Origin of the sequence: Picosynechococcus sp. PCC 8807 (assembly GCF_001693295.1) — a bacterium.
Lineage (GTDB): Bacteria > Cyanobacteriota > Cyanobacteriia > Cyanobacteriales > MRBY01 > MRBY01.
The window spans coordinates 1,635,259-1,657,443 of record NZ_CP016483.1; the positions used below are offsets into that span (position 1 = coordinate 1,635,259).

The 22,185-nt window shown below is 50.4% G+C and carries 22 protein-coding genes; 10 read left to right on the plus strand and 12 right to left on the minus strand.

The features are described from left to right. Window positions 1-75 precede the first annotated feature (75 nt). Window positions 76-2,349, minus strand: coding sequence for a ribonuclease R family protein (locus AWQ24_RS07825; RefSeq protein ID WP_065716473.1), 2,274 nt, complete (start codon window positions 2,347-2,349; stop codon window positions 76-78). Between the two features lie 697 nt (window positions 2,350-3,046). On the opposite strand from AWQ24_RS07825, the gene AWQ24_RS07830 reads away from it, so the two are divergent. Continuing rightward, on the plus strand, window positions 3,047-3,709 hold the full coding sequence (locus AWQ24_RS07830) for a hypothetical protein (protein ID WP_065716474.1): 663 nt from the start codon (window positions 3,047-3,049) through the stop codon (window positions 3,707-3,709). An 85-nt stretch (window positions 3,710-3,794) separates the two neighbouring features. On the opposite strand, the gene purQ is transcribed toward AWQ24_RS07830, so the two are convergent. The 4 genes from purQ to AWQ24_RS07850 form a co-directional block, all read right to left on the minus strand. Continuing rightward, the gene (gene purQ / locus AWQ24_RS07835) at window positions 3,795-4,487 is read right to left on the minus strand and encodes a phosphoribosylformylglycinamidine synthase subunit PurQ (protein ID WP_065716475.1); all 693 of its coding nucleotides are present in this window, start codon (window positions 4,485-4,487) and stop codon (window positions 3,795-3,797) included. Window positions 4,488-4,544: 57 nt separating this feature from the next. Next, complete coding sequence (gene purS / locus AWQ24_RS07840; protein ID WP_065716476.1) at window positions 4,545-4,799, minus strand: phosphoribosylformylglycinamidine synthase subunit PurS; 255 nt, start codon at window positions 4,797-4,799, stop codon at window positions 4,545-4,547. 92 nt (window positions 4,800-4,891) lie between these two features. Beyond that, window positions 4,892-5,911: a permease gene (locus tag AWQ24_RS07845; RefSeq protein WP_030008153.1), complete on the minus strand. Its 1,020-nt coding sequence runs from the start codon at window positions 5,909-5,911 to the stop codon at window positions 4,892-4,894. Window positions 5,912-5,933: 22 nt separating this feature from the next. Then, window positions 5,934-7,073, minus strand: coding sequence for a response regulator (locus tag AWQ24_RS07850; RefSeq protein ID WP_157096840.1), 1,140 nt, complete (start codon window positions 7,071-7,073; stop codon window positions 5,934-5,936). Between the two features lie 226 nt (window positions 7,074-7,299). Here AWQ24_RS07850 and gcvP point away from each other — a divergent pair, with 226 nt between their 5' ends. Further along, window positions 7,300-10,194: an aminomethyl-transferring glycine dehydrogenase gene (gene gcvP / locus AWQ24_RS07855; protein WP_065717336.1), complete on the plus strand. Its 2,895-nt coding sequence runs from the start codon at window positions 7,300-7,302 to the stop codon at window positions 10,192-10,194. A 146-nt stretch (window positions 10,195-10,340) separates the two neighbouring features. On the opposite strand, the gene AWQ24_RS07860 is transcribed toward gcvP, so the two are convergent. Together AWQ24_RS07860 and AWQ24_RS07865 are read right to left on the minus strand one after the other, a co-directional pair. Next, window positions 10,341-11,189 carry an alpha/beta fold hydrolase gene (locus tag AWQ24_RS07860; RefSeq protein WP_065716478.1) on the minus strand — a complete coding sequence of 283 codons (849 nt, stop codon included), beginning with the start codon at window positions 11,187-11,189 and terminating at the stop codon, window positions 10,341-10,343. A gap of 12 nt (window positions 11,190-11,201) precedes the next feature. Then, on the minus strand, window positions 11,202-11,447 hold the full coding sequence (locus AWQ24_RS07865; protein ID WP_012307165.1) for a hypothetical protein: 246 nt from the start codon (window positions 11,445-11,447) through the stop codon (window positions 11,202-11,204). 151 nt (window positions 11,448-11,598) lie between these two features. Here AWQ24_RS07865 and AWQ24_RS07870 point away from each other — a divergent pair, with 151 nt between their 5' ends. Genes AWQ24_RS07870 through AWQ24_RS07900 form a run of 8 tightly spaced genes read left to right on the plus strand, consistent with a single transcriptional unit; the run spans window position 11,599 to window position 17,369 of the window. Beyond that, window positions 11,599-12,198 (plus strand): tRNA-(ms[2]io[6]A)-hydroxylase, encoded by a 600-nt coding sequence (locus AWQ24_RS07870; protein ID WP_065716479.1) that lies wholly within the window; start codon window positions 11,599-11,601, stop codon window positions 12,196-12,198. Window positions 12,199-12,237: 39 nt separating this feature from the next. After that, a complete protein-coding gene (locus tag AWQ24_RS07875) occupies window positions 12,238-12,444 on the plus strand; it encodes a hypothetical protein (RefSeq protein WP_012307167.1) in 207 nt (68 codons plus the stop codon). Window positions 12,445-12,457: 13 nt separating this feature from the next. Continuing rightward, entirely contained in the window at window positions 12,458-13,486 is a 1,029-nt protein-coding gene (locus AWQ24_RS07880) for a mannose-1-phosphate guanylyltransferase (RefSeq protein WP_065716480.1), read from the plus strand. After that, on the plus strand, window positions 13,486-14,196 hold the full coding sequence (locus AWQ24_RS07885; RefSeq protein ID WP_232318788.1) for a biotin/lipoate A/B protein ligase family protein: 711 nt from the start codon (window positions 13,486-13,488) through the stop codon (window positions 14,194-14,196). The genes AWQ24_RS07880 and AWQ24_RS07885 overlap by 1 nt, the downstream gene beginning before the upstream one ends. A 53-nt stretch (window positions 14,197-14,249) precedes the next feature. Then, window positions 14,250-14,501 (plus strand): hypothetical protein, encoded by a 252-nt coding sequence (locus AWQ24_RS16540; protein ID WP_232318789.1) that lies wholly within the window; start codon window positions 14,250-14,252, stop codon window positions 14,499-14,501. Beyond that, window positions 14,498-14,953 (plus strand): methyltransferase domain-containing protein, encoded by a 456-nt coding sequence (locus AWQ24_RS16545; RefSeq protein ID WP_232318790.1) that lies wholly within the window; start codon window positions 14,498-14,500, stop codon window positions 14,951-14,953. Before AWQ24_RS16540 ends, AWQ24_RS16545 begins: the two co-directional genes overlap by 4 nt. Window positions 14,954-15,010: 57 nt before the next feature. After that, on the plus strand, window positions 15,011-16,468 hold the full coding sequence (locus AWQ24_RS07895; protein ID WP_232318791.1) for a hypothetical protein: 1,458 nt from the start codon (window positions 15,011-15,013) through the stop codon (window positions 16,466-16,468). A 37-nt stretch (window positions 16,469-16,505) separates the two neighbouring features. Then, the gene (locus AWQ24_RS07900) at window positions 16,506-17,369 is read left to right on the plus strand and encodes an NAD(P)-dependent oxidoreductase (protein WP_065716482.1); all 864 of its coding nucleotides are present in this window, start codon (window positions 16,506-16,508) and stop codon (window positions 17,367-17,369) included. Window positions 17,370-17,469: 100 nt separating this feature from the next. Here the strand turns inward: AWQ24_RS07900 and psbC are convergent, their stop codons facing one another. The 5 genes from psbC to queF all read right to left on the minus strand — a co-directional run bounded on the left by psbC (window position 17,470) and on the right by queF (window position 22,076). After that, window positions 17,470-18,852: a photosystem II reaction center protein CP43 gene (gene psbC / locus AWQ24_RS07905; protein ID WP_030008145.1), complete on the minus strand. Its 1,383-nt coding sequence runs from the start codon at window positions 18,850-18,852 to the stop codon at window positions 17,470-17,472. After that, window positions 18,836-19,894: a photosystem II D2 protein (photosystem q(a) protein) gene (gene psbD, locus AWQ24_RS07910; RefSeq protein WP_012307174.1), complete on the minus strand. Its 1,059-nt coding sequence runs from the start codon at window positions 19,892-19,894 to the stop codon at window positions 18,836-18,838. Before psbD ends, psbC begins: the two co-directional genes overlap by 17 nt. A gap of 314 nt (window positions 19,895-20,208) precedes the next feature. After that, window positions 20,209-20,766 carry a bifunctional adenosylcobinamide kinase/adenosylcobinamide-phosphate guanylyltransferase gene (cobU, locus tag AWQ24_RS07915; RefSeq protein WP_065716483.1) on the minus strand — a complete coding sequence of 186 codons (558 nt, stop codon included), beginning with the start codon at window positions 20,764-20,766 and terminating at the stop codon, window positions 20,209-20,211. A gap of 36 nt (window positions 20,767-20,802) precedes the next feature. Then, complete coding sequence (gene lgt / locus AWQ24_RS07920; RefSeq protein WP_065716484.1) at window positions 20,803-21,675, minus strand: prolipoprotein diacylglyceryl transferase; 873 nt, start codon at window positions 21,673-21,675, stop codon at window positions 20,803-20,805. Further along, on the minus strand, window positions 21,672-22,076 hold the full coding sequence (queF, locus tag AWQ24_RS07925; protein ID WP_065716485.1) for a preQ(1) synthase: 405 nt from the start codon (window positions 22,074-22,076) through the stop codon (window positions 21,672-21,674). The genes lgt and queF overlap by 4 nt, the downstream gene beginning before the upstream one ends. Window positions 22,077-22,185: the final 109 nt, after the last annotated feature.

The window sequence follows — 22,185 nt, forward strand, 5'->3', positions numbered from 1 at the left end:
CCGGGGGCCGTATCGTCACAAAAAAAGAGGGAAGCATGCAACGCTTCCTCCATCAGCTGAGTCATAGACGGGTGATTATTCTTCTTCCCAATTTTCCGCAGCCGCGCCATCTGGGTCTGAATTGGTATTTTTGGCGATCGCCAGATCAATCTGTTGCCGATAATAATCGACACTCTTCACTTCCACATCGACGGTATTGCCGAGGCGATAGGCAGTACGATTTTTCCGACCCACCAGACAACTGTGTCGGGCGCGATATTCGTACCAGTCATCCTTGAGGGAGCTGACATGGACAAGACCTTCCACGAGCAGATCCTCGATTTCCACAAAGAAACCATAGGACTGCACCCCGGTGATCAATCCCTTAAAGGTATGCCCCGTGTGGGCCTTCATTTTTTCAGCCTTCTGGAGTCCCTGGAGATCCTTTTCGGCGTCATCGGCCACCTTTTCTTGATCGTTGAGTTGCAAAATTAAGCCCGCAATGGTTTCTTCCAGTTCTGTTTGGATTGGCGTTGGCAATACCTTCCAATTGACTTGATTGTGGCAGGTACTGCTGCCGAGGTTAACCCCAACCTTGACGCGACTCGAACGGCGATCGCGCCCCTCAGAGAAAATGAGTTTTAAAATGCGCTGCATCACCAAGTCACCATAGCGTTGCCCCGGCGCACAGACACGACTATAACCGTCCCGGTAAGCCAAGCCAAAATGGGGGTGGGGATGGGCACCATAGCGGGGAACATCGAGGGTTTCCTGAAGTAGATAGTTCAGGATTTTGGTCATATCCGTCTGGCTGAACTCTTGGATAAAGTGCTGATAATCGTGGGGTAACAGCTCCTCTTCCGATTCGAGCTTAAGCTTGAGGTTCAGATTGTTGCCCAATTTAATGAGATTTTCGAGGCTCTCAAAATCAGGATTCGCTTGGTAGCAATAGATGGCTGGCAGTTCTAGGGCCAGCATATGTTGGGCTACGGCTCGACCCGCCAGGATCATCACCTCTGCCAAGAGAGACCGCACCGGCAAACTCGGTGAAACAATCATCGTTCCGAAACGCCCTTCATCTTTAAAAGCAGAAGTTACTTCGGGTAGAGAAATCTGGAAACCGCCCCGTTGCAGGCGCTGGGCTTTGACTAAAGGACTGAGGTTAAAAATTAAATCATTCAGCAGGGTTGCGACATCGGCCAGTTCAGCCTCTGCGGTTTCCCCACTACTGAGGAGATGCTGAATCTTTTGGTAACTCAGGCTTTGGTCAACGCGGATCACACTGGGGGTAATTTCAAATTCTGCCACGTTCCCCTGATCATCAAAGGTGAGGAGAATGGACATGGTGAGTCGATCTGCCCCAGGACGAAGCTCTACTTTCTCCTTAAATTCTGGCGGAAATAGCGGAATGGTCATTTGACCGAGAAACACCGCCGTGCCGTGTTTTTTCGCCCACCGATCCAAAACACCCTGGGCCGGAACGAATTCTGCCACGTCCGCTAAGTGGATGCCCAGTTGCCACTGTCCAGCTTCGGTTTTTTGCAGTGTAAATGCATTTTCAATGAAAGCTTGGTTTTCTGGGGTGAGGTGAATTTCATCCTCGATGGTGATGGTTAATTGGTCGCGAAAATCCCGCCGCTTGGCGAGCATTTTTTTGGTTAGTTTTGTAGGAATGTCCTTAACGGCAGCCAAAACCTCCTCGGGAAATTGGCGCAGTAAATCATGTTTACAACAGACAATATCGGTGTCAGCGGCGGCCTCGGCATCACTCCCCAACACCTTAGTGACAGACCCCTGGGGGAGGTACTGGGCGATGGGATATTGCACCACCGAAACATGGACGAGGTGATCAATGGCCTGCTGGAGCCGATCCGTTTCGTCCTGGAGTTCAAGTTCAAACAAGAGGCGATCGTCGAGGGGCACTGCCCGGAAGCCTTCGTCTTTTTGGACCACCCGCGCTAGGAGGGAAGGATTGGCCCGTTCTAAAATTAAACGGACTACTCCCTCTGGCGATCGCCGCCGCGTTCCTTCTTTGATGATTTTGACTAAAACGCGATCGCCATTCCAAGCATTGCTGAGATAACTTTCCCGGATATAAATATCATCAGCATCTTCAGAATCCTGGATCGCAAAACAAAAACCCTTACTCGAACACCGTAGCTTTGCCTCGACCACATCCGCTTCCGGCACCCGGCGGTATTTACCCCGTTCCTTCACCAAAATATTCGAGCGCTCTAGGGCATCAAGAATAATCTGGAGCTGTTCTGTATCTTCCTCAGAGCGACACTCTAATTTCTTTTCGAGGAATTTACCGGCAACCAATTTGTCATCTGTAAAGAAAGACAGCAGTGTGGCGATTGAAAAATCCATGCAAAACTATCCTTTTCGTTAGAAAGTAAAGTGAAACGACAACAGTCCACCAGAAAAGCAGTATCAGCCCGTTGTTTGTCGCTATCATTAAACCTAGACAGTCAACAGACCTGTATTTCTGATGGGAAACGCCACAAATTCCCCAGGAACCCCAAGGTTGACTGATCAAAACAATGCCCTTTCCGAAAGGATGGCCCGTTTCACAAAAGAAACAAAGCCTAATGGGGGCGAGGCCGATAACACCTCAGGAAATGACAAGTTCGCAAGTACACAGTCGAAAAACTTGAGCAAACATCGAACAGGGGAGCTCCCACACCAACCCTTCTAGAGGTCATTACGTTTAGGAAACGGCTATGGCGGGGACTTGGTTCTGAAACTGACCCAAAAAGACGTGTTTCAGGAAAAGAGCAGGGACTGCCTGTGGCTAAGCAAACCCGACGGAAAAACAAGCAATGTGATTAAAGGAGGATCGTCCGATACAATCGCGGCTGGGACAAGGGCAAAATCTAAATGACCAAGCCACTAGACGTATGTGTTGACTATCTTGTCACAATGCTTTTTCGATATTGTACCCTGTCAAGGGAATTCTCTCCATGGCCTCCGGGGAATTCACCAGCAAATTGCCCTGAATTAGGAAGAATAAGGGTACAATTGCACTCAACTAATAAATTGAGTCAAATTTTTCCTATTACGTTCCATGACACCAGAGATTTTTCGGCAGCGTTATCCCTACGGGGGCTTAATCAGTGAACTGGCAGCCATTGAACATGGCCAGTTTATTGTGCGGGTTGTGGTGGAATTGGAAGGGAAAAAACTCGCCAGTGGTTTGGCGGCAGCCCCCTCTGTGGAACAGGCGGAGGATCAAGCAAGAATCCGGGCGTTAAATCTTTTGGGATCTGGGGCAATTCCGGCACCAGCCCCCACGAAGCAGACCATGCCCGTTCAATCTCCTCCAGCAGCTCCGGTCGTCTCTGCAAAACCAGCACCTGTCATGGCTACCTTCACACCAACGGTTGCAACCCCGACAAATCCAGTCTCAATACCGAGCCATCAAAATGATTTGCCCTTGCCATCTCCGGCTCAGGTCGTAGACCAGACTCCCCAAATTCCCCTAGAGCAGCCCCAAGCGACACCCGATACGAGCTTAGATTTAGGGTCAGCAGGCAGCTCGACAGATGCGTTAGATTTTTCTGAGATTATTGCCCGCACCGATGTGGAGCTCAAACGTTTGCGCTGGTCTAGTGAGCAGGGCCGCACTTATTTGCTAGAAACCTATGGCAAGCGATCGCGCCAATTGTTATCCGATGATGAGTTGCTAGAATTTCTACGCTACCTGGAGTCTCAACCGACGCCATCTTAATTTTTGGGATTGGGCAGTTAGATCTCGTTAAGCACCTTAATGGTCGTCTAGAGCGTTTTTTTGCTGCTTTCGCCTAATCTTCAAGCTATCCGGCAACAAGGTTTAAGAGCCCTTCAAATAAACCTTTCCCGTCTACTAAACCGAGGCTGCCATCGGCGGCCCGTTCTGGGTGGGGCATCATCCCCAAAACATTGCCAGCTTGGTTGGTAATGCCAGCGATGTTATTGAGAGAACCGTTGGGATTGGCAGCCTCATTTACATTGCCTTGGGCGTCGCAGTAACGGAAGAGAACTTGACCTTTATCTTCGATCGCCTTGAGGGTTTCGGGGTCGGCATGGTAGCGTCCTTCTCCGTGGGCGATGGGAATATTGATCACCTGGTTTTGGCGGTAACCCCTTGTCCAGACCCGATCATTGTTTTCAACCCGGAGATATTGGCGATCGCAAATGAAGTGCAGATCTCGGTTACGCACCAAAGCCCCAGGCAGCAGACCCACTTCCGTCAACACCTGAAAGCCATTACAAACCCCCAACACGTATTTTCCTTGGTTGGCGTGATCGATGACGCTCTGCATCACCGGAGAAAAGCGGGCGATCGCCCCACAGCGGAGATAATCCCCGTAGCTAAAGCCCCCAGGCACCGCAATCACATCGATGTCCGTAATATCTGTTTCCTGGTGCCAGACCATCCGTGTCGGCTGCCCAAAAATCCCTTCCGTCACCATTGTCATGTCACGGTCACAGTTTGAGCCAGGGAAAACAATTACACCAAATTTCATCGTGTCGTTACCAATTAATTGAAGGATTGCAAGGGAAGATCGGGCGGAAATTTATCGTTATTTCAGGGGGGTGAGGTCGAAGCGATAATTTTCAATGACTGGGTTGGTAAGCAGTTGATCGCACATTTGATCCACTTTCGCCTTGGCTTCTGCTTCGTCAGCGGCGGCAAGATTTAATTCGATATACTTCCCAATGCGTACCCCAGAGATGCCCCCATGGCCCAATTGACTTAGACCTGATTCGACAGCGGCACCAGCCGGATCAAGAACAGAGGGACGGAGAGTAACATAAACTTGTGCGTGGTACTGCATAGAACTCAAACTGTGAAGACGGTTTTTATTGTACGTTGCGGCGGACTTCTGGAAAACTGAAACGTGCCTCCCCGGCAAAATTCCCTGGCCCCCTAAAGGAAATAGCTATAGCCGAGGGCAAAGAGAAAGGTGAGTTGACCCGCCAAGAGGAAAAAATACAGGATAAAGCGAGGTTTAAAAATTGAGAGCATCAGGCCAACTGCTTTGATATCGATCATCGGCCCAAAAATTAAAAAGGCCAGCAGAGAACCCGTCGTAAAGGTGGAGGCGAAGGATAGGGCAAAGAAAGAATCCACCGTGGAGCAAATGGAAACAATCGCCGCCAAGAGCATCATCGCCACAATGGAGGTAATCGTCCCTTGGCCGAGGCTCAAGACCACTTCCCTGGGCACAAAGACTTGGATCAACGCGGCGATCGCACTGCCGAAAATCAATACCGCCCCCAGTTCTCGCAATTCCACAGAAATATTGTTAATCAAGGCCCCAAAGAGGGTTTTAAAGCTCCGGTCTTGGGTCGTCGCTGGTGCTGGCATTTGGGTCGCCACTGTTTCGAGGGGGACTGTCTGCTGGGCACCGAGGAAAAATGTCCCCGATTGGAGCAGAGGACTGGTGTTCGCTGCCTGGGCCTGGTTTTCGTTGACCTGCTGGACAAATTTTAAGCGTTGGGCCAGTTTCGGTTGGAGCAGCTTTTTGGGGTCTGATTCGACGCTAAACACTGTCCCGACGATGGTGGCGATCGCCAAGGAACCCAGCACCCGATAGAGGACGATTTCCGGTTGGCCCCGAAAGGCGATCCAAGTCGACCAAATTACCACCGGATTTAGCGTGGGGGCCGACAACAAAAAACCTACCGCCACGGAAGTGGGGATTCCCTGGAGCATAAAGCGACGGGCCACGGGCACATTGCCGCATTCACACACCGGAAACAAAAACCCGATGCAACTGCCCATAAAAGCCCCTAAAACTGGATTTTTCGGTAAACGCTGGATCAGTTGGCGTTCATCTACACACACCAACAGCACACTCGAAAGGATTACCCCCAGTAGCAGAAAGGGCATCGCCTCCACCAACAGGCTGACAAACAGGGTAAAGGCATTGTGTAATTGACTCATGGAGAAAAAATAACAGCGGGCACTAACTGAGGCGGTTTTCTGTCGGAATTTGTTCCGAAGTCGCAGTCGGAAATGTGACAATCACCGTGGTTCCTGTCCCTACAGTACTCTTAATCGTCACCGTCCCATTATAAATTTTTGCGATCCGTTCGGCGATCGCCAATCCGAGACCAGACCCCTGCTGTTCATACTGTTGACGGTCAAACTGCATATAGGCCCCCAAGGCCCGAATCTGCTCTGGGCTCATGCCACGACCATGGTCTTTGATCGCTAACTGCCATACATTGCCATTGATCCGACTTTTCAGCAGAATGCGTTTCTTGGTTTGGGAAGTGTGCTCCGAAAATTTAAACGCATTATCGACAATTTCCTGCACCAGGGTAACAAGCCACTTCTCTGAGATTGCAACCTTCGCCGCACATAACTCCAGCTTCAAGTCCTCTGGTCGCTGGTATTGTTTGGCAATTTGTCGGGCCAAAGTAGTGATGATCGTGTCACTTTTCTCAGTGACAGGGCTATACCAGAGGTGAAAATCATCGGGATCGTGGGTGGCTAAATCAAGCTTGGTGTATAGCAAGAACTTTTGGATTAAATTATGGAGGCGACTGGCTGAAATACGAATGCTCTCACTAATTTCTCTGATTTCTTGGCGGTCTAGGGTTTCCCAACATTCCCCCAGCAACTCCGCTGAGGTCATGATGCCTTGGAGGGGAGTGCGCAGCTCATGGGGGAGGGCCATGGTTAAATTGCGCCGCAGTTGCTCTAACTGTTGCGCTGAATGTTGGGCGAGACCCTGACGGCGACTGAGGCGTCCCCGGATCGCATTGAGCAGTTCCTGACGGGTAAAGGGCTTGGGAATGTAGTCATCTGCCCCTAGATCCATCCCTTGGCGTTGGGCGGAACGGGAAGCGCGGGCTGACAGAAAAATAAATGGAATAGTGGTGGTGGTTGGGTTGCTATGGAGTGCTTTGAGAACACCGTACCCGTCTAATCGCGGTAAATTTACGTCGCAAATAATGAGATCGGGGAGCTGCGCATAGGCCATTTCTAAGCCGATTTGCCCATCGGTCGCTGTGATTACAGCAAACCCTTCGGCGGTTAGAATGTCCCGCAAAATATTTAAAACACTGAGTTCATCTTCAATGACTAAAATGGTCGCCACAAAGTGTAGAACCTCCATCGGATGAGCGTTGAGGGAAAAGGGTATGGCCTAGGGCCCACAGTCCCGCCCGGAGAGACATTAGGGACATGGGGTGGGCGACCTTACGCTGGGGTTGGGGGATGTTGTGATGGGAAATCTTAGGTTGGAGAACCACATCAGCAGCCCGTGGGGGGTAATTTTTCCCTATTATGATAAGTGCTTAAGCCTGCTTTTTTCTGGTGATTTCATGGTTAATTTGCAACAGTTGCCGCCGCTTTCTCATGCTTCTGAGGATCATTCTTTTGCTCGCCGTCACATTGGTCTTAGTGATGGGGCAATGGCAAAAATGCTGGCATTTTTAGGGTATGACGCGTTGGAGACCTTGATTGATCAAGCGGTTCCCGCCAAGATTCGCCAAAAATTAGCAATGAATTTACCCGCCGCGAAGGGGGAACAAGAGGCTTTACACACCCTGGCGGCGATCGCCAACCAAAATCAGGTTTACAAAAATTTTATTGGGATGGGCTATTACGACTGTGTGACCCCGCCCGTGATTCAGCGCAACATTTTAGAAAATCCGGGTTGGTACACGGCTTATACACCCTATCAAGCGGAAATTGCCCAAGGTCGTCTAGAAGCGTTGTTAAATTTCCAGACGATGGTGATCGAGTTGACGGGGCTGGAGATTGCCAATGCGTCGTTGTTGGATGAGGGGACAGCGGCGGCGGAGGCGATGGCGATGAGCTATGGACTCTGTAAGAAGAAGCAGGCGAATACGTTTTTTGTGTCGGAATTGTGCCATCCGCAAACGATTGAGGTGGTGCGGACACGGGCGATTCCCTTAGACATTCAGGTGATCGTTGGTGATCATCGCACCTTTGAGATGACTGATGCTGTGTTTGGAGTGTTGCTGCAATATCCGGCGACGGATGGGACAATTTTTGATTATCGGGCGTTTATTCAAAAAGCTCACGACCAAAAGGCGATCGCCACGGTGGCAGCGGATTTATTGAGTTTATGTTTACTTACGCCGCCGGGGGAAATGGGCGCAGATATTGCGGTGGGAACCAGTCAACGGTTTGGGGTTCCCCTCGGTTATGGTGGGCCTCACGCGGCTTATTTTGCGACGAAAGAAAAATATCAACGGCAAATTCCGGGGCGCATCGTCGGCGTCTCAAAGGATAGTCAGGGTCAACCCGCTTTACGGCTAGCATTGCAAACCCGTGAACAGCACATCCGACGGGACAAGGCGACCAGTAATATTTGTACGGCCCAGGTGCTGCTGGCAGTGATGGCTTCGATGTATGGGGTCTACCACGGGGCGGCTGGGTTGAAGGCGATCGCCACCCAAGTGCAGCAACACACGCAAATTCTGGCGACAGGCTTGGATAAACTCAGTTTTGCGGTGAATCGCGAACCCGTTTTTGACACCATTAAAGTTCAAACCACGGCAGAGCAAGCGCAAGCCATTCGCCAACGCGCCGAGGCACAGGGCTATAATTTCCGCTACTTTGCGGACGGTAATATCGGCATCAGTTGCGATGAAACCACGGTCGCCAGCGAGATTGAAACCATTTGGGCAATTTTTAATCATGCGGAAATTCCCTTTACCTACGCCCAGCTCGCCCAGAATTTTACGCCGAACTTCCCTGAAACGCTCCGCCGTACCAGTGACTTTTTAACGGATCCCGTATTTAATCGCTATCGTTCCGAAACGGAGTTGCTACGCTATATTCACCACCTCCAGAGCAAAGATTTATCGCTGACCACCTCGATGATTCCGTTGGGTTCCTGCACGATGAAACTCAATGCCACAGCGGAAATGATGCCGGTCACTTGGGCGAGTTTTGGCAAGATGCATCCCTTTGCGCCCCGCAGCCAAACCAAGGGCTACCAGCAGATGTGCGACCAGTTAGAACATTGGCTCGCTGAAATTACGGGTTTTGCCGGAGTTTCTCTCCAACCCAATGCCGGATCGCAGGGGGAATATGCGGGGTTACAGGTGATTCGTCAGTACCACATCAAAAACGGCGATCGCCAGCGGAATATTTGTCTGATTCCCGAATCCGCCCACGGCACAAACCCAGCCAGTGCAGTGATGTGTGGTTTTAAGGTGATCCCGATTAAATGTTGCAGTAGCCAAGGGGATATTGAACTAGAGGATCTCAAAGCTAAAGCCGAAAAATACAAAGAGAATCTCGCCGCGTTAATGGTCACCTATCCCTCGACCCACGGGGTTTTTGAGGTGGGTATCAAAGACATCTGCCAAGTGATCCATGACAACGGCGGCCAGGTTTATCTCGATGGCGCAAACATGAATGCGATGGTGGGCATTTGTCGACCGGGGGATTTCGGTGCAGATGTTTGTCACCTGAATTTACATAAAACCTTCTGTATTCCCCACGGTGGCGGGGGGCCTGGGGTTGGCCCGATTGGTGTCGCCGCCCACCTCGTCCCCTATCTGCCCAAGACCAATTTAGACGGGAATACCGACAATATTGGCTTAATTTCGGCAGCTCCTTTTGGGAGTGCGAGTATTCTGCCGATCTCTTGGATGTACATCGCGATGATGGGAACAGCGGGTTTAACGAAAGCGACAAAAGCGGCAATCCTCAGTGCCAACTACATCGCTAAACGCTTGGATGACCATTATCCGGTGTTGTTTAAAGGAACCAATGGTTGCGTGGCCCATGAATGCATTATCGACCTGCGGGATCTGCGGAAATCGGCAGACATTACGGTGGAGGATGTGGCAAAACGTTTGATGGATTATGGTTTCCATGCGCCGACAATCTCTTGGCCCGTGGCGGGGACGATGATGATCGAACCCACTGAAAGTGAATCTTTAGAGGAGTTAGACCGTTTCTGTGAGGCGATGATTGCGATTCGGGAGGAAATTCGCCTGATTGAAGCGGGCAAAATTTCTAAGGAAGATAATCCGGTGAAAAATGCGCCTCACACCGCAGAATCCATCATCTGTGGCGAGTGGCATCATCCCTATTCCCGTGAGGTGGCGGCCTATCCTGCCCCTTGGCTGAAACAGCATAAGTTCTGGGCGACGGTGGGCCGGATTGATAATGCCTATGGGGACAGAAATTTGGTGTGTTCCTGTGAGGGGATGGAGGCATACAAGGAAAGTTAGTTGCTCCTGTTAGTCGGGGTTGACGCTGGTGAACCCCTGCCATGATTAGGGAGCGATCGCCTTTTGGATTGGATATTGACTCCCAAAATTAATGACACATCATATTTTCATCGTTGAAAAGATCACGATGGTGTGGTGTGAGATATTTATAAACTTCTAGTGAGAAAATTGGCGATCGCCTGATTAAAAGGTTCCGGTTCGACCATGTGGGCCCAGTGGTTGCCGGGGACTTTTTGCCATTGGAGATTCGTTAAATATTGACGGTAGGGCTTGAGCTGAAATTCGAGGCGATTTAACCCTCCCTCTGGCCGCACAAACAGGCTCGGCATCCCTAGGGGTTGTGTGAGGCCATTGACCCGGAGAATATCGAGGAAAATTTCGTCACAGGCGCGTTTCACGAATTTGCTTGTCCAGGTGCCGTCGGGATTTTCCAGAAAGCTTTCCCGACAAATCGCCTGTTGCCACTCGTTCCAGCCGCGATATTGCTTCAGTTTTTTGGCGATCGCCTCGGCCTGGTGATAGCTCTCGAACTGACCCAACAGTTTTAAAAAAGGCAGCACCCGGTAGCCAATGGGGAAGGTATAGCGCCACCATAGGGGCAGTTGTCCCATAAAAAACGGATCAGCGAGAATCAAGCTTTTCACTTTCTCAGGATTTTGGGTTGCCCAAACAGTAGCAATCTTTGCTCCCCAACTGTGGCCAAGGAGATTCACCTTTGACCAGCCGAAATGCTGACAAATGCCGTCTAGATCAGCGTTGTAATCGGCGAAAGTATAACCCGTTTCCGGTTTGCCACTGTCCCCATGACCCCGCAGATCCAGGGCAACCACATGGTATTTTTCCCCTAGACTTTCCCCCAAGCTGGCCCACACCAAACCATGATCCGCGAGACCATGGAGTAATAACACTGGTTCACCACCCGGATGCCATTCGTAATAGCTCAAGGGGAGGCCGTTAATTGCCGCAGTATGTTTCTTTGGGGGAATAAAAGTCATGGTAAAAAAAGTCTAAGATTCTGCTTTGTCGTCGCTGTTATTGCGGGGAAAGCCACCAATCAGGCCACTTTCGATCATCAGCCCCAGGCCAGCATTGACGACAATTAGGCTCACCGTCCCCCACCAAAACCAGGGTTCACCATTAATGCGACGGGTGATCGATTCCCCCAGGAGACAGAGGCCAAAGGGAAACATCAAAACCCCAATCTGGGCAGTAATGTACCAAGTCAACTTGTTTTTTCTGACATTAAAATTCATGGGCGATCGCCTTTGCTACGGTAAATTTTGCTCCAAAAATTATAAAGAGTTGTGGCCGTTCTCGCAGGAAACTTGCTTTCGATAGCGGCTATTCTGCATCGGGCTTGGGGAAACTATATACTGTTGAGTTGTCCGCCATCTCCCCAAATCTATGACTGCTGCGACTTTACCCCGGATCAAGTTTCTTCAGGAGCCGACCCGCCCGGAATGGATCGAACTCGCCCTCGCTAATTTGGATACGATTTTGCTGGATCACTCCCACTGTGAACGGAAAGCGGCAGGGGTCGCCCTCAATATGATGTTCCGGTATCCCTCGGCGGTGGAACTGGTGAAAGCATTAACGGCGATCGCCAAGGAAGAATTAGAGCATTTCGAGCTGGTGAACCAGTGGCTAGAACGGAAAAATATTCCCCTCGCGCCGTTGAATGCGCCCCCCTATGGCGGCCAGTTGCGCAAATTGATCCGGCCCCAGGAACCGGAACGGCTGTTGGATTCTTTGTTAATTTCGGCGTTAATCGAAGCCCGATCCCACGAACGTTTAGGACTTTTGGGAGAACATTGCCCGGAGCCGGATTTGGCAAAATTTTATCGGGGGTTAATGGCCTCGGAAGCGCGGCATTACGGGGCTTATTGGGTATTGGCAACGACTTATTACGAGCAAGGTATAGTCAATCAGCGGCTTGAGGAATTGGCGATCGCCGAAAGTGAAATTCTCTCGACCCTCCACCCGGAACCCCGGATCCATAGCTAGAATCAACGGCAACGGTATTTACCAAGGGAATTTGGCAGGATGGATCGGGATACAAAATTTATTTTGCTGGTTTTGGGCTTACCCGTGGCGGGGCTGGTGTACTGTGGCCTCATCATTGCCCTAATGATTAGCCAGCCCTTTGTGCGGGCAAATTCCCTCTGGTTTGGCTTTTTATTTTTCTTGATCCCCTTTACCATTGCTGCTGTAACCTGGATTCGCGCTTCGGCGAAGGCCTACCGTAATTAAGCACTCCCAACCTATGACTTTCATCCCCGTAATTTTGGCTGGTGGCAAGGGCGAACGTTTTTGGCCCCTCAGTCGTCAAGACCGCCCGAAACAGTTCCTCAGCCTCGATGGGTCTGGGGTGAGTTTGCTTCAGGCGACGGCAAATCGTTTAGTTTCCCAGGACAATTGGACAGATCTCTGGGTGATTACGGCGGCGCAAATTGCGGATCTGGTGCGGGAACAACTACCCCAACTGCCCCAGCGTAATATTTTGGTAGAACCAGAACGACGGGATACGGCCGCGGCGATCGCCTGGACTTGTTTAGAGCTGGCGCAATACTACCCAGAGGATACGGTGGTGGCCTTTTTCCCGGCGGATCATTGGATTGGCGACCCAGATAAATTCCGGGCAACCCTCGACCAAGCGGCGAATTTTGTCAAAGATAAATTGGCGATCGCCACCATCGGCATCAAACCGGACTATCCCGCCACGGGTTACGGCTACATCGAGCAGGGGGAAGCGGTTGAAACGGGCATTTTTAAGGTGAATCAGTTCTACGAAAAACCCGGTACGGCTGTGGCGAAATCTTTTTTGGAAACGGGCAAATTTAGCTGGAATAGCGGGATTTTTCTCTTTTCGATCCGTACAGTCCTCCAGGAACTCGCCAGCTACGCCCCGGAGATCCTAGAACCGCTTCAAAATCAAGGCATCGACGCTTACAATAGCTTGCCGAAAATTAGTATCGACTACGCTCTAATGGAAAAAACCGAGCACGCCTATGTATTGCCTGCAGAATTTGGTTGGGATGATCTGGGGGATTGGCGATCGCTCGAAAGATTGTTGCCCCCCGATGCGGTGACGAATGTTTGTGTGGGGAATCACCATGCCTTCGAGACGGAACGGGCGATTGTCTACAGTGACAACCCCGACGAAACGGTAGTAACCCTAGGAGTTGCGGATGTGGTGGTGGTGCGCCAGGGGGATGTGACTTTGATTGTGGATAAGCACCGCACCCAGGACATTAAAAAAATCCTCGGCTATCTCCCGAAAAATCTTTTGTAATGGCTGGAGTCTGGCACTATATTCCGCCCATCGAAGCGTCTGGGGAAACCCAAATGGCGATCGATGCCTGGCTTTTGGATCAGCATCTCCAGGGCAAAATCCCCTCCGTACTGCGATTTTATACCTGGGAACCTGTGGCGATTTCCCTGGGCTACCACCAGCGCAAATATCCTGATTTTTGGGAAAATTTGACCTACCAAGACAAAAAAATTGATCTGGTGCGGCGTCCGAGCGGTGGACGAGCAGTGCTTCATCAGGGAGACCTCACCTACGCGATTATTACGTCTGGGTTAAAAGGCGATCGCCAAACAAACTACGAAACCCTCTGCCAATTTCTCATCGCTGGGTTTGGGGAATTGGGAATTCCTTTAAGTTATGGCCACCAGCAACGAAATTACGGGCATTTTGATAGCTGTTTTCGCACCCATACCAAGGCAGATTTGGTAACGGAATCTGGTTATAAACTGATTGGATCAGCGCAATTGCGTCGCCAAGGGGCAATTTTGCAGCACGGTTCGATTCGTCTAAATTCCGATCCAGAACTATATGAAAAAGTTTTTGGCGAGCCTCTAATCCCCGGTCTTACGTTTGTGGCCGATGACATCCAAAACATGATCAATACCCTCTGCCAGCAACTACAACTCAGCCTTAATCTCCGCCTTGTTGAAACTGACTTTATCCCCCAACTTGCGATGACGGATTCCCTGTAGATTGAGACTTGTACAATGGAATGGTTTGAATTTTCTAAACTTCGGGGCGGCCCATGTTTTCCCAGTTACCCACCGACAACCGCGAATTAAATTGGTTTACCCTCACGGAGGCGATCGCCAAACGTTTCGACGCAGAATATCAAAACCAAAAGCCCGATCTCCCCGACGAAGTGCAAGCCCTACCCATTTTCCTCGACTGGCAATCCGGCAAACTCCAGAACCGCGTTACCTCGAAGTTTTGGGAACTGGCCCAACCGAAAAAAACCAAGCTTGCCTCGATCTCGGTTGCGGGATCAGCTTTTTGATCTACCCTTGGCGCGACTGGAATGCCTATTTTTATGGCCAAGACATCAGCAAAGTTGCCACAGAAATCCTCCAATCCCGCGCCCCCCAACTCAATTCCAAACTGTTTAAAGGCATCTCGAACAAACCCGCCCATCACCTCGAAAGCTACCAGGACAGTTTTTTCGATTTGGCGATCGCCACCGGATTTAGCTGTTACTATCCCTTGGAATATTGGGAAACCGTGTTAGAACAAGTCCGGCGCGTCCTCAAACCAGGAGGCTTTTTTGTCTTTGATGTGATTGACCCAAGCCAAGACATGGCCGAAGACTGGTCAATCCTCGAAACCTACCTGGGCGCGGAAGTATTCCTCGAAGACCTAAGCGACTGGCAAGCCCTGATCAAAAAATCCGGCGCAAAAATCGTCAAAGAACAATCGGGCGAACTGTTCCATCTCTACAAAATTCGCTGGTAAAGCCATTCTTCTGATTGGATGTTGGCGGTTTGTCAGGTCAGTGAGAAGATAAAAAGCGTGGCTTATCAAGGACTGTGGGAAATGTTTAAGCGGATTATTCTCCTCGTTATTTTGGCATTGGGCCTGTGGAGTTGTGGCGATCGCCTCGATGCCCGCCTCGCCAGTGATCTCAATCGCGAACCGACGCCCGTCACCACCCAAGCCCTCACAGAAGTGGCGACGCCCAGCCTCATTACCGAACTGCGCCAAGAATTAGACCAGTACCAACCCCAGGTCAAAATTCTCAGTCCCCGTCCCGACGAAACCTTTAACAGCACCACCATCGACGTCCAACTCCAGGTCAATGACCTACCCATTTTCAAAGACGAAGAACTAGGCATGGGGCCGCACATTCACCTCTTTGTCGATGACCAGCCCTACATTGCCGTCTACGACATCAGCAAACCCGTCACCCTCGAAAACCTCAGTCCCGGTAGCCACCTGATCCGCGCCTTTGCTTCCCGTCCTTGGCACGAAAGCTTTAAAAACGAAGGAGCCTACGCCGAAACCACTTTTAATATTTTCACCAAAAGTAATAACAATATTCCTGATTTCCAACAGCCCCTCCTCACCTATAGTCGCCCCCAGGGAACCTACGGTGCCGAGCCGATCATGTTGGATTTTTATCTGACCAATGCCCCGCTGCACTTCATTGCCCAGGCCGACAATAGTGATGATGTGAATGACTGGCGTATCCGGATCACCATCAATGGTGAGAGCTTTATTCTCGATGACTGGCATCCCATTTACCTCGAAGGCTTCAAGAAAGGCGAAAACTGGCTCAAGCTAGAATTTATCGATGACCAAGGGGAACTGCTAGAAAATACCTACAATAGCCCTGTCCGCGTTATTAACTACGATCCGAAGCTCAACGACACCCTTGCCAAGCTCGTCCAAAACAAACTCTCCCTCAGAACCGCGAAACGCCTCGTCACCACCAAACCTCTTGCGCCCGAAGTCGAAACGGCTGCCCCAGAAGAAACATTAGAGCCAGCACCAACTGTTGTTCCGGAAGTTGATGAAGCGACGCCACCAGCAGAAACAGAAATGACCCCTGCTCCAGAAGAAACCTTGCCAACCTTAGAAGAAGAGGTAGCACCAGAAGCAGAATCCAGCCCTTCTCCTGATCTCCCTGAAGCAATGCCAAATGAGGAAGAAGAACCCGCTGCGGTTGTCGAGGAGGCAAGCCCGAATCAATCTGAGTCAGTGCTAGAGGTTGAACAACCTGCTCCCGCGCCCGAAATTGAAGCAGTCCCTCCAGATACTCCAGAGATTGAAACCCCACAATCAACCGCTCCCGAATCAACACTAGAACCAGAAGCGGCTTCTCCCTCGGAAACGGCTGAAGGTTCGTCTGAGGAAGGGATTGAGTCCAGTGCCGCAGTACCAGAGGCAGATATTTTTCCAGAGACAGATCCCTTAAAACAAGGCACAGATGATCTAGAGTCTCCGGAAATTCAGTTGTTCCCGGAGTAACCTAGAGGCGATCTTGATCATCATTGATACTTAAACGATGACGAAAAAAATTGCATTTCTCGGTATGGGGGTCATGGGGGCACCGATGAGCCTCAACCTCCAGAAAAAAGGTTATCAAGTCACTGTGTGGAACCGTTCCGCTGCCAGTCCCCACTTAGCTAGGGTCGCCGCTACAGGTTTGTCTGTTGCGCCGGCGATCGCCACTGCGGTAGATGATGCAGATTACATTTTTAGTTGTGTGAGCGATGTCCCCGACGTGAAATCGGTTCTCCTAGGAGAAGAAGGGGTAATCCACGACGCAAAACCCAATGCCCTAATCATTGATTTCAGCACCATTGGAAAACCGGCAGCCCAAGAAATTGCCAAAACCCTCAAAACAAAAAATCTCCGATTCCTCGATGCCCCCATCAGTGGCGGCGATGTTGGCGCAGAAAATGGCACCTTGACGATTATGGTCGGGGGCGATCGCCCGGATTTTGACGAGGTCAAACCATGCCTGGAAGCCATGGGAAAAAATATTTACTACTGCGGGGAGATAGGTAGTGGCCAGGCTGTGAAAATGTGCAACCAAGTCCTCTGTGCAATCCACATGGTGGCCCTCTGTGAAGCGATTCAGTTGGCTCAATCCCAAGGCCTTGACCCAGATTTAATGATCGAAGTTTGCCAGACTGGGGCGGCTGGTTCCTGGGCGATCGCCAACCTCGGTCACAAAATTACCGCCAGGGATTTTCGACCGGGCTTTATGGTCAAACACATCATCAAAGACCTCCGCCTAGTCAATGAAAGTCTTGCAGATCTCAAACTACCCGGTGTAACTTTAGCAACCCAAAAATTTAAAGACACCGCCCAGTTAGCTGATGCCCTCGAACAAGGCACCCAAGCCATGTTCCGCTCGTATTGATTCTTCTAAAGCTGGTACGCCCCAAGCAAAAAACTCCTACCCTAGGGCAGGAGTTTTCATTAGTGAAATTCAGTGACTGAACTGAAGTCTCAACAAATTCTTAGTCGAGCTCGTTCATGTTCAGTACAGGCTCAGTCTCACGGTCAATACCTTTCTCGAAACCAGCCTCAGCCGCCCGTGCACGACCAGCATGCCACAGGTGACCAACGAGGAAGAAGAAGGAAAGAACAAAGTGAGAACCAGCCAACCACTGACGAAGGTTCACAAAGTTGAAGGAGTTAGGCTCCGTAATAATCCCACCAACAGAGTTAATGGAAGCATTAGGGGCGTGGGTCATGTATTCAGCCGCACGACGAAGCTGCCAAGGCTGAATGTCATTGCGGATTTTATCGAGGTCAAGACCATTGGGGCCACGGAGGGGCTCCAGCCAAGGACCACGGAAATCCCAGAAGCGCATGGTTTCACCACCGAGAATGATTTCACCGGTAGGAGAACGCATCAGGTACTTACCAAGACCAGTGGGACCTTGGGCAGAACCAACGTTCGCACCCATAGATTGGTCACGGGCCAAGAAGATCAAAGCCTGGGACTGGGACGCTTCAGCGTTAGTCGGGCCATAAAATTCACTGGGGTAAGCAGTGTTGTTAAACCACACAAAGCAAGTCGCGATGAAGGCCATCAAAGACAGCGCACCGAGACTGTAGGAAAGATAAGCTTCACCAGACCAAACGAGCGCACGACGGGCCCAACCGAAAGGTTTGGTGAGGATGTGCCAGATACCACCAAAGATACAAATCAGACCCACATAGATGTGGCCACCGATAATATCTTCCATGTTGTTGACACCGATCATCCAGCCTTCGCCACCGAAGGGTGCTTTGAACAGATAACCAAAGATTACTGCCGGGTTCAAAGTTGGATTACTGATGATCCGTACGTCGCCACCACCAGGGGCCCAGGTGTCGTATACACCACCAAAGAACATCGCTTTAAAGACAAGCAACAACGCACCACAACCCAGGAGGATGAGGTGATAACCAATGATGTTGGTCATTTGGTTCTTGTCTTTCCAGTCATAACCAAAGAAGCTGGAATATTCTTCGAGGGTTTCAGGGCCACGGACAGCATGGTAGATACCACCCAGACCGAGAACCGCAGAAGAGATCAGGTGTAATACACCAACGACAAAGTAGGGGAAAGTATCAATCACTTCACCACCAGGGCCGACACCCCAACCAAGGGTTGCGAGGTGAGGCATCAGGATGAAACCCTGCTCGTGCATGGGCTTCTCTGCGACAAAGTGAGCGACTTCAAACAAAGTCATCGCACCAGTCCAGAATACGATAAGGCCAGCATGGGCAACGTGGGCACCCAAGAGCTTACCGGAGAGATTGATCAGGCGGGCATTACCAGCCCACCACGCAAAGCCGGTCGATTCGATATCACGACCACCGGAAATGGGCGCATTAGAGAGCGTTACCACGGGGTAATACCTCCTCAGGGAATACAAATTGTTCGTGAATTTGGTCTTGCGGTGCCATCCATGCACGCATACCTTCGTTCAACAGAATGTTCTTCGTGTAGAACGTTTCAAATTCGGGGTCTTCCGCCGCGCGGATTTCCTGGGATACAAAGTCATAGGCACGCAGGTTCAATGCTAAACCCACAATCCCCACAGAACTCATCCATAGCCCAGTCACCGGCACAAACAGCATGAAGAAGTGCAACCAACGCTTGTTGGAAAACGCAATCCCGAAAATCTGAGACCAGAAACGGTTCGCGGTCACCATCGAGTAGGTTTCTTCTGCCTGGGTCGGCTCAAAAGCGCGGAAGGTATTTGCTTGGTCACTGTCTTCAAATAGGGTGTTCTCTACCGTTGCACCGTGGATCGCACAGAGCAGCGCACCACCGAGAATCCCTGCAACCCCCATCATGTGGAAGGGGTTGAGCGTCCAGTTGTGGAAACCTTGTAAGAACAGAATGAAACGGAAGATACCAGCGACACCAAAGCTGGGGGCAAAGAACCAGCTAGACTGACCCAAGGGGTACATCAGGAATACACTGACGAATACCGCGATGGGGCCAGAGAAGGCGATCGCATTGTAGGGGCGGATACCCACCAGACGGGCAATTTCAAACTGACGCAGCATGAAGCCGATCAGACCAAAAGCACCGTGGAGGGCAACAAAGCTCCAGAGTCCACCGAGTTGGCACCAACGGGCAAAGTTCCAGTTGGCTTCGGGGCCCCAGAGGAAAAGGAGGGAGTGACCGAGGCTGTCAGCAGGGCTGGATACAGCAACAGTCAGGAAGTTACACCCTTCGAGATAAGAGGATGCTAATCCGTGGGTGTACCAAGAAGTAACGAAGGTGGTACCAGTCAACCAGCCACCGAGAGCCATGAAGGCGCAGGGGAACAGGAGGATACCGGACCAACCGACGAAGACAAATCGATCTCGCTTCAACCAGTCATCGAGGACATCAAACCAGCCTCGTTCCTGGGGCGCGCGTCCGACTGCAATAGTCATAGTTTTTAATTCCTCTTGTCTATATGAATGAACAAGGGTTGGATATTAAATGGCTTACGCTAGTTTCCTTGTTATGGATTCTCCCTGTCAAATGAGCAAAAGCCAATAGGTATAAATCCTATGGTCAGGGGAGTTTCCGAGAATCATGTAAGCGGGTCAACCTTGTGAAATATAGGCTATTTCAGATGGTTAACGTTTCTTAAAATAACACATACTCCATAGGCATATAGCCTTCTGAAGGATTTCATAACCTGAGTGTAAACACTTTTCTTAATATCTAGCAGAGTTTTTGTTACAAAAAGATACAATCAACCTCAGCTGAGGGGCGTTTTTACCGGAGGCAAGGGATGTCCTAGTGTTTTGATATCCAAGGCATGACCACCCACCAATAAATAGACTTGATCAGAAACGAGGCCCACTTCGCGGATCAAACGGCCCAGGCGATCGCGAAATAAGCGTCCTAATGGGTAAGTGGGGACGAGGCCCCAACCCGTTTCTTCGGCGACAAGAATTAGCATCCGTGGGGAATTTTTAATCGCCTCCAAAAATGCTGTGGTGAGCTGGTGCCAAGGAGCCGGCTCTGTTTCTAAATGATTGGCCACCCACAGACCGAGGGAATCTACAAGGATGCAGTGGTCTTCGGGGATACGTCGCATCGCTTCGGTTAGATGGACTGACTCACCCATAAATCCCCAATTTTTCGGGCGGCGATCGCGGTGGTGTTGGATCCGGGCCATCCATTCGGGATCGTCAGGATCTTCAACAGCCGTCGCAATGTAGGTGACGGGGCGTTGGGACTGGAGTGCAAGGTGTTCGGCCCATTCACTTTTGCCAGAGCGGACGGCGCCCGTAACGAGGATGGTTTGGCCCATGGATAATGTTGTCACTAGAGGAGCAATGGTAACGGTTTAAGTCTCGGAATTTTCTGGGATAGCTTCTGCCTCTCGTAATTCCCTCGGCGATCGCACATCGGGTAAGCGTCGTTTTAGAACATATAACCAGACTAATCCCAAAATACCGAGGGCCATTCCTGTCAAACTGACTAATTGAGCGACGCGAATCCCACCAAGCATTAAACTATCAGTGCGCAAGCCTTCGATCCAGACGCGGCCAGCACTGTAGGCGATCCAGTAGGTAAGAAAAATTGTGCCTGTTTTGAGGCGATCACCATGGCGCAAACCCCAGAAAAATAAATAGAGGAGTAATGCAAAAACCCCAAGATTCCAGACAGATTCATAGAGGAAAGTCGGGTGAAAATATTCATATTCCACAAGGTTTAAAGGGCGATTTTGGAGGGGAATATAAAGCTTCCAAGGCAAATCGGTTGGTGCCCCAAAGGCTTCCGAATTGAAAAAATTTCCCCAGCGACCAATAGCTTGCCCCAAAATCAAAGCAGGCGCAATTAAATCCCCCAGTTGCCAAAAAGAAAGACGATTCAGGCGACAAAAAATCAACGCCGCAATCACACCGCCAAGGATCGCCCCGTGGATCGCAATGCCCCCTTGCCAGATCGCAATAATATCCTGGGGACGATCGACGTAGCTGCGCCATTGAAATAGCACATAATACAGTCGCGCGCAGGGAATCGCCCCAATAATTCCCCAAATGACGTAATCGGCGAGTAACTCCGGTTTAACCCCCCGTCGCTTTGCCAAAAATTGAGAGAGATTCACACCGATCAACACGGCGATCGCGATCAAAAGACCATACCAACGGATTGCAAAATTACCCACCTCAAACAAAATGGGGCCAGGGGATTGGAACTGCCAAGCGAAAATCATAATGCTTGTTCTTTGGTGTGGGTGACTTCAATGACAGTATGCACATTACCACGGGGTTGGTAGTCTCCTTTGATCGTCATTTCGAGGGGATCACAGGCCGCGACCAGGTCATCGAGAATTTGATTAACTGCTTCTTCGTGGGAAATATAGCGATCGCGGTAACTGTTGATGTAAAGCTTGATCGCTTTTAGCTCTACTACTTTCTGATCCGGTACATAGGTAATGTAAATCGTTGCGAAGTCCGGATAGCCAGAAAAAGGACATTTACAAGTGTATTCTGGCAGGGTGATGTTAATGGTATAGCGCCGTCCGGGGCGGGGGTTCGGGAAGGTAATGAGTTCGCCATTTTCAATTTCCCGCTCACCGTACTTTAGGGTTTGCGCTTCTGTGGTCTGGCCCATGGATAAAACCTTAATATTTTTTAAAGAAACCGTATTGTATTGTACAAATCTTTGCTGAAGTCTTGGGCCTCTAGGCAATTTCCTTGTAATCACTTAGCCAAGACCCCCA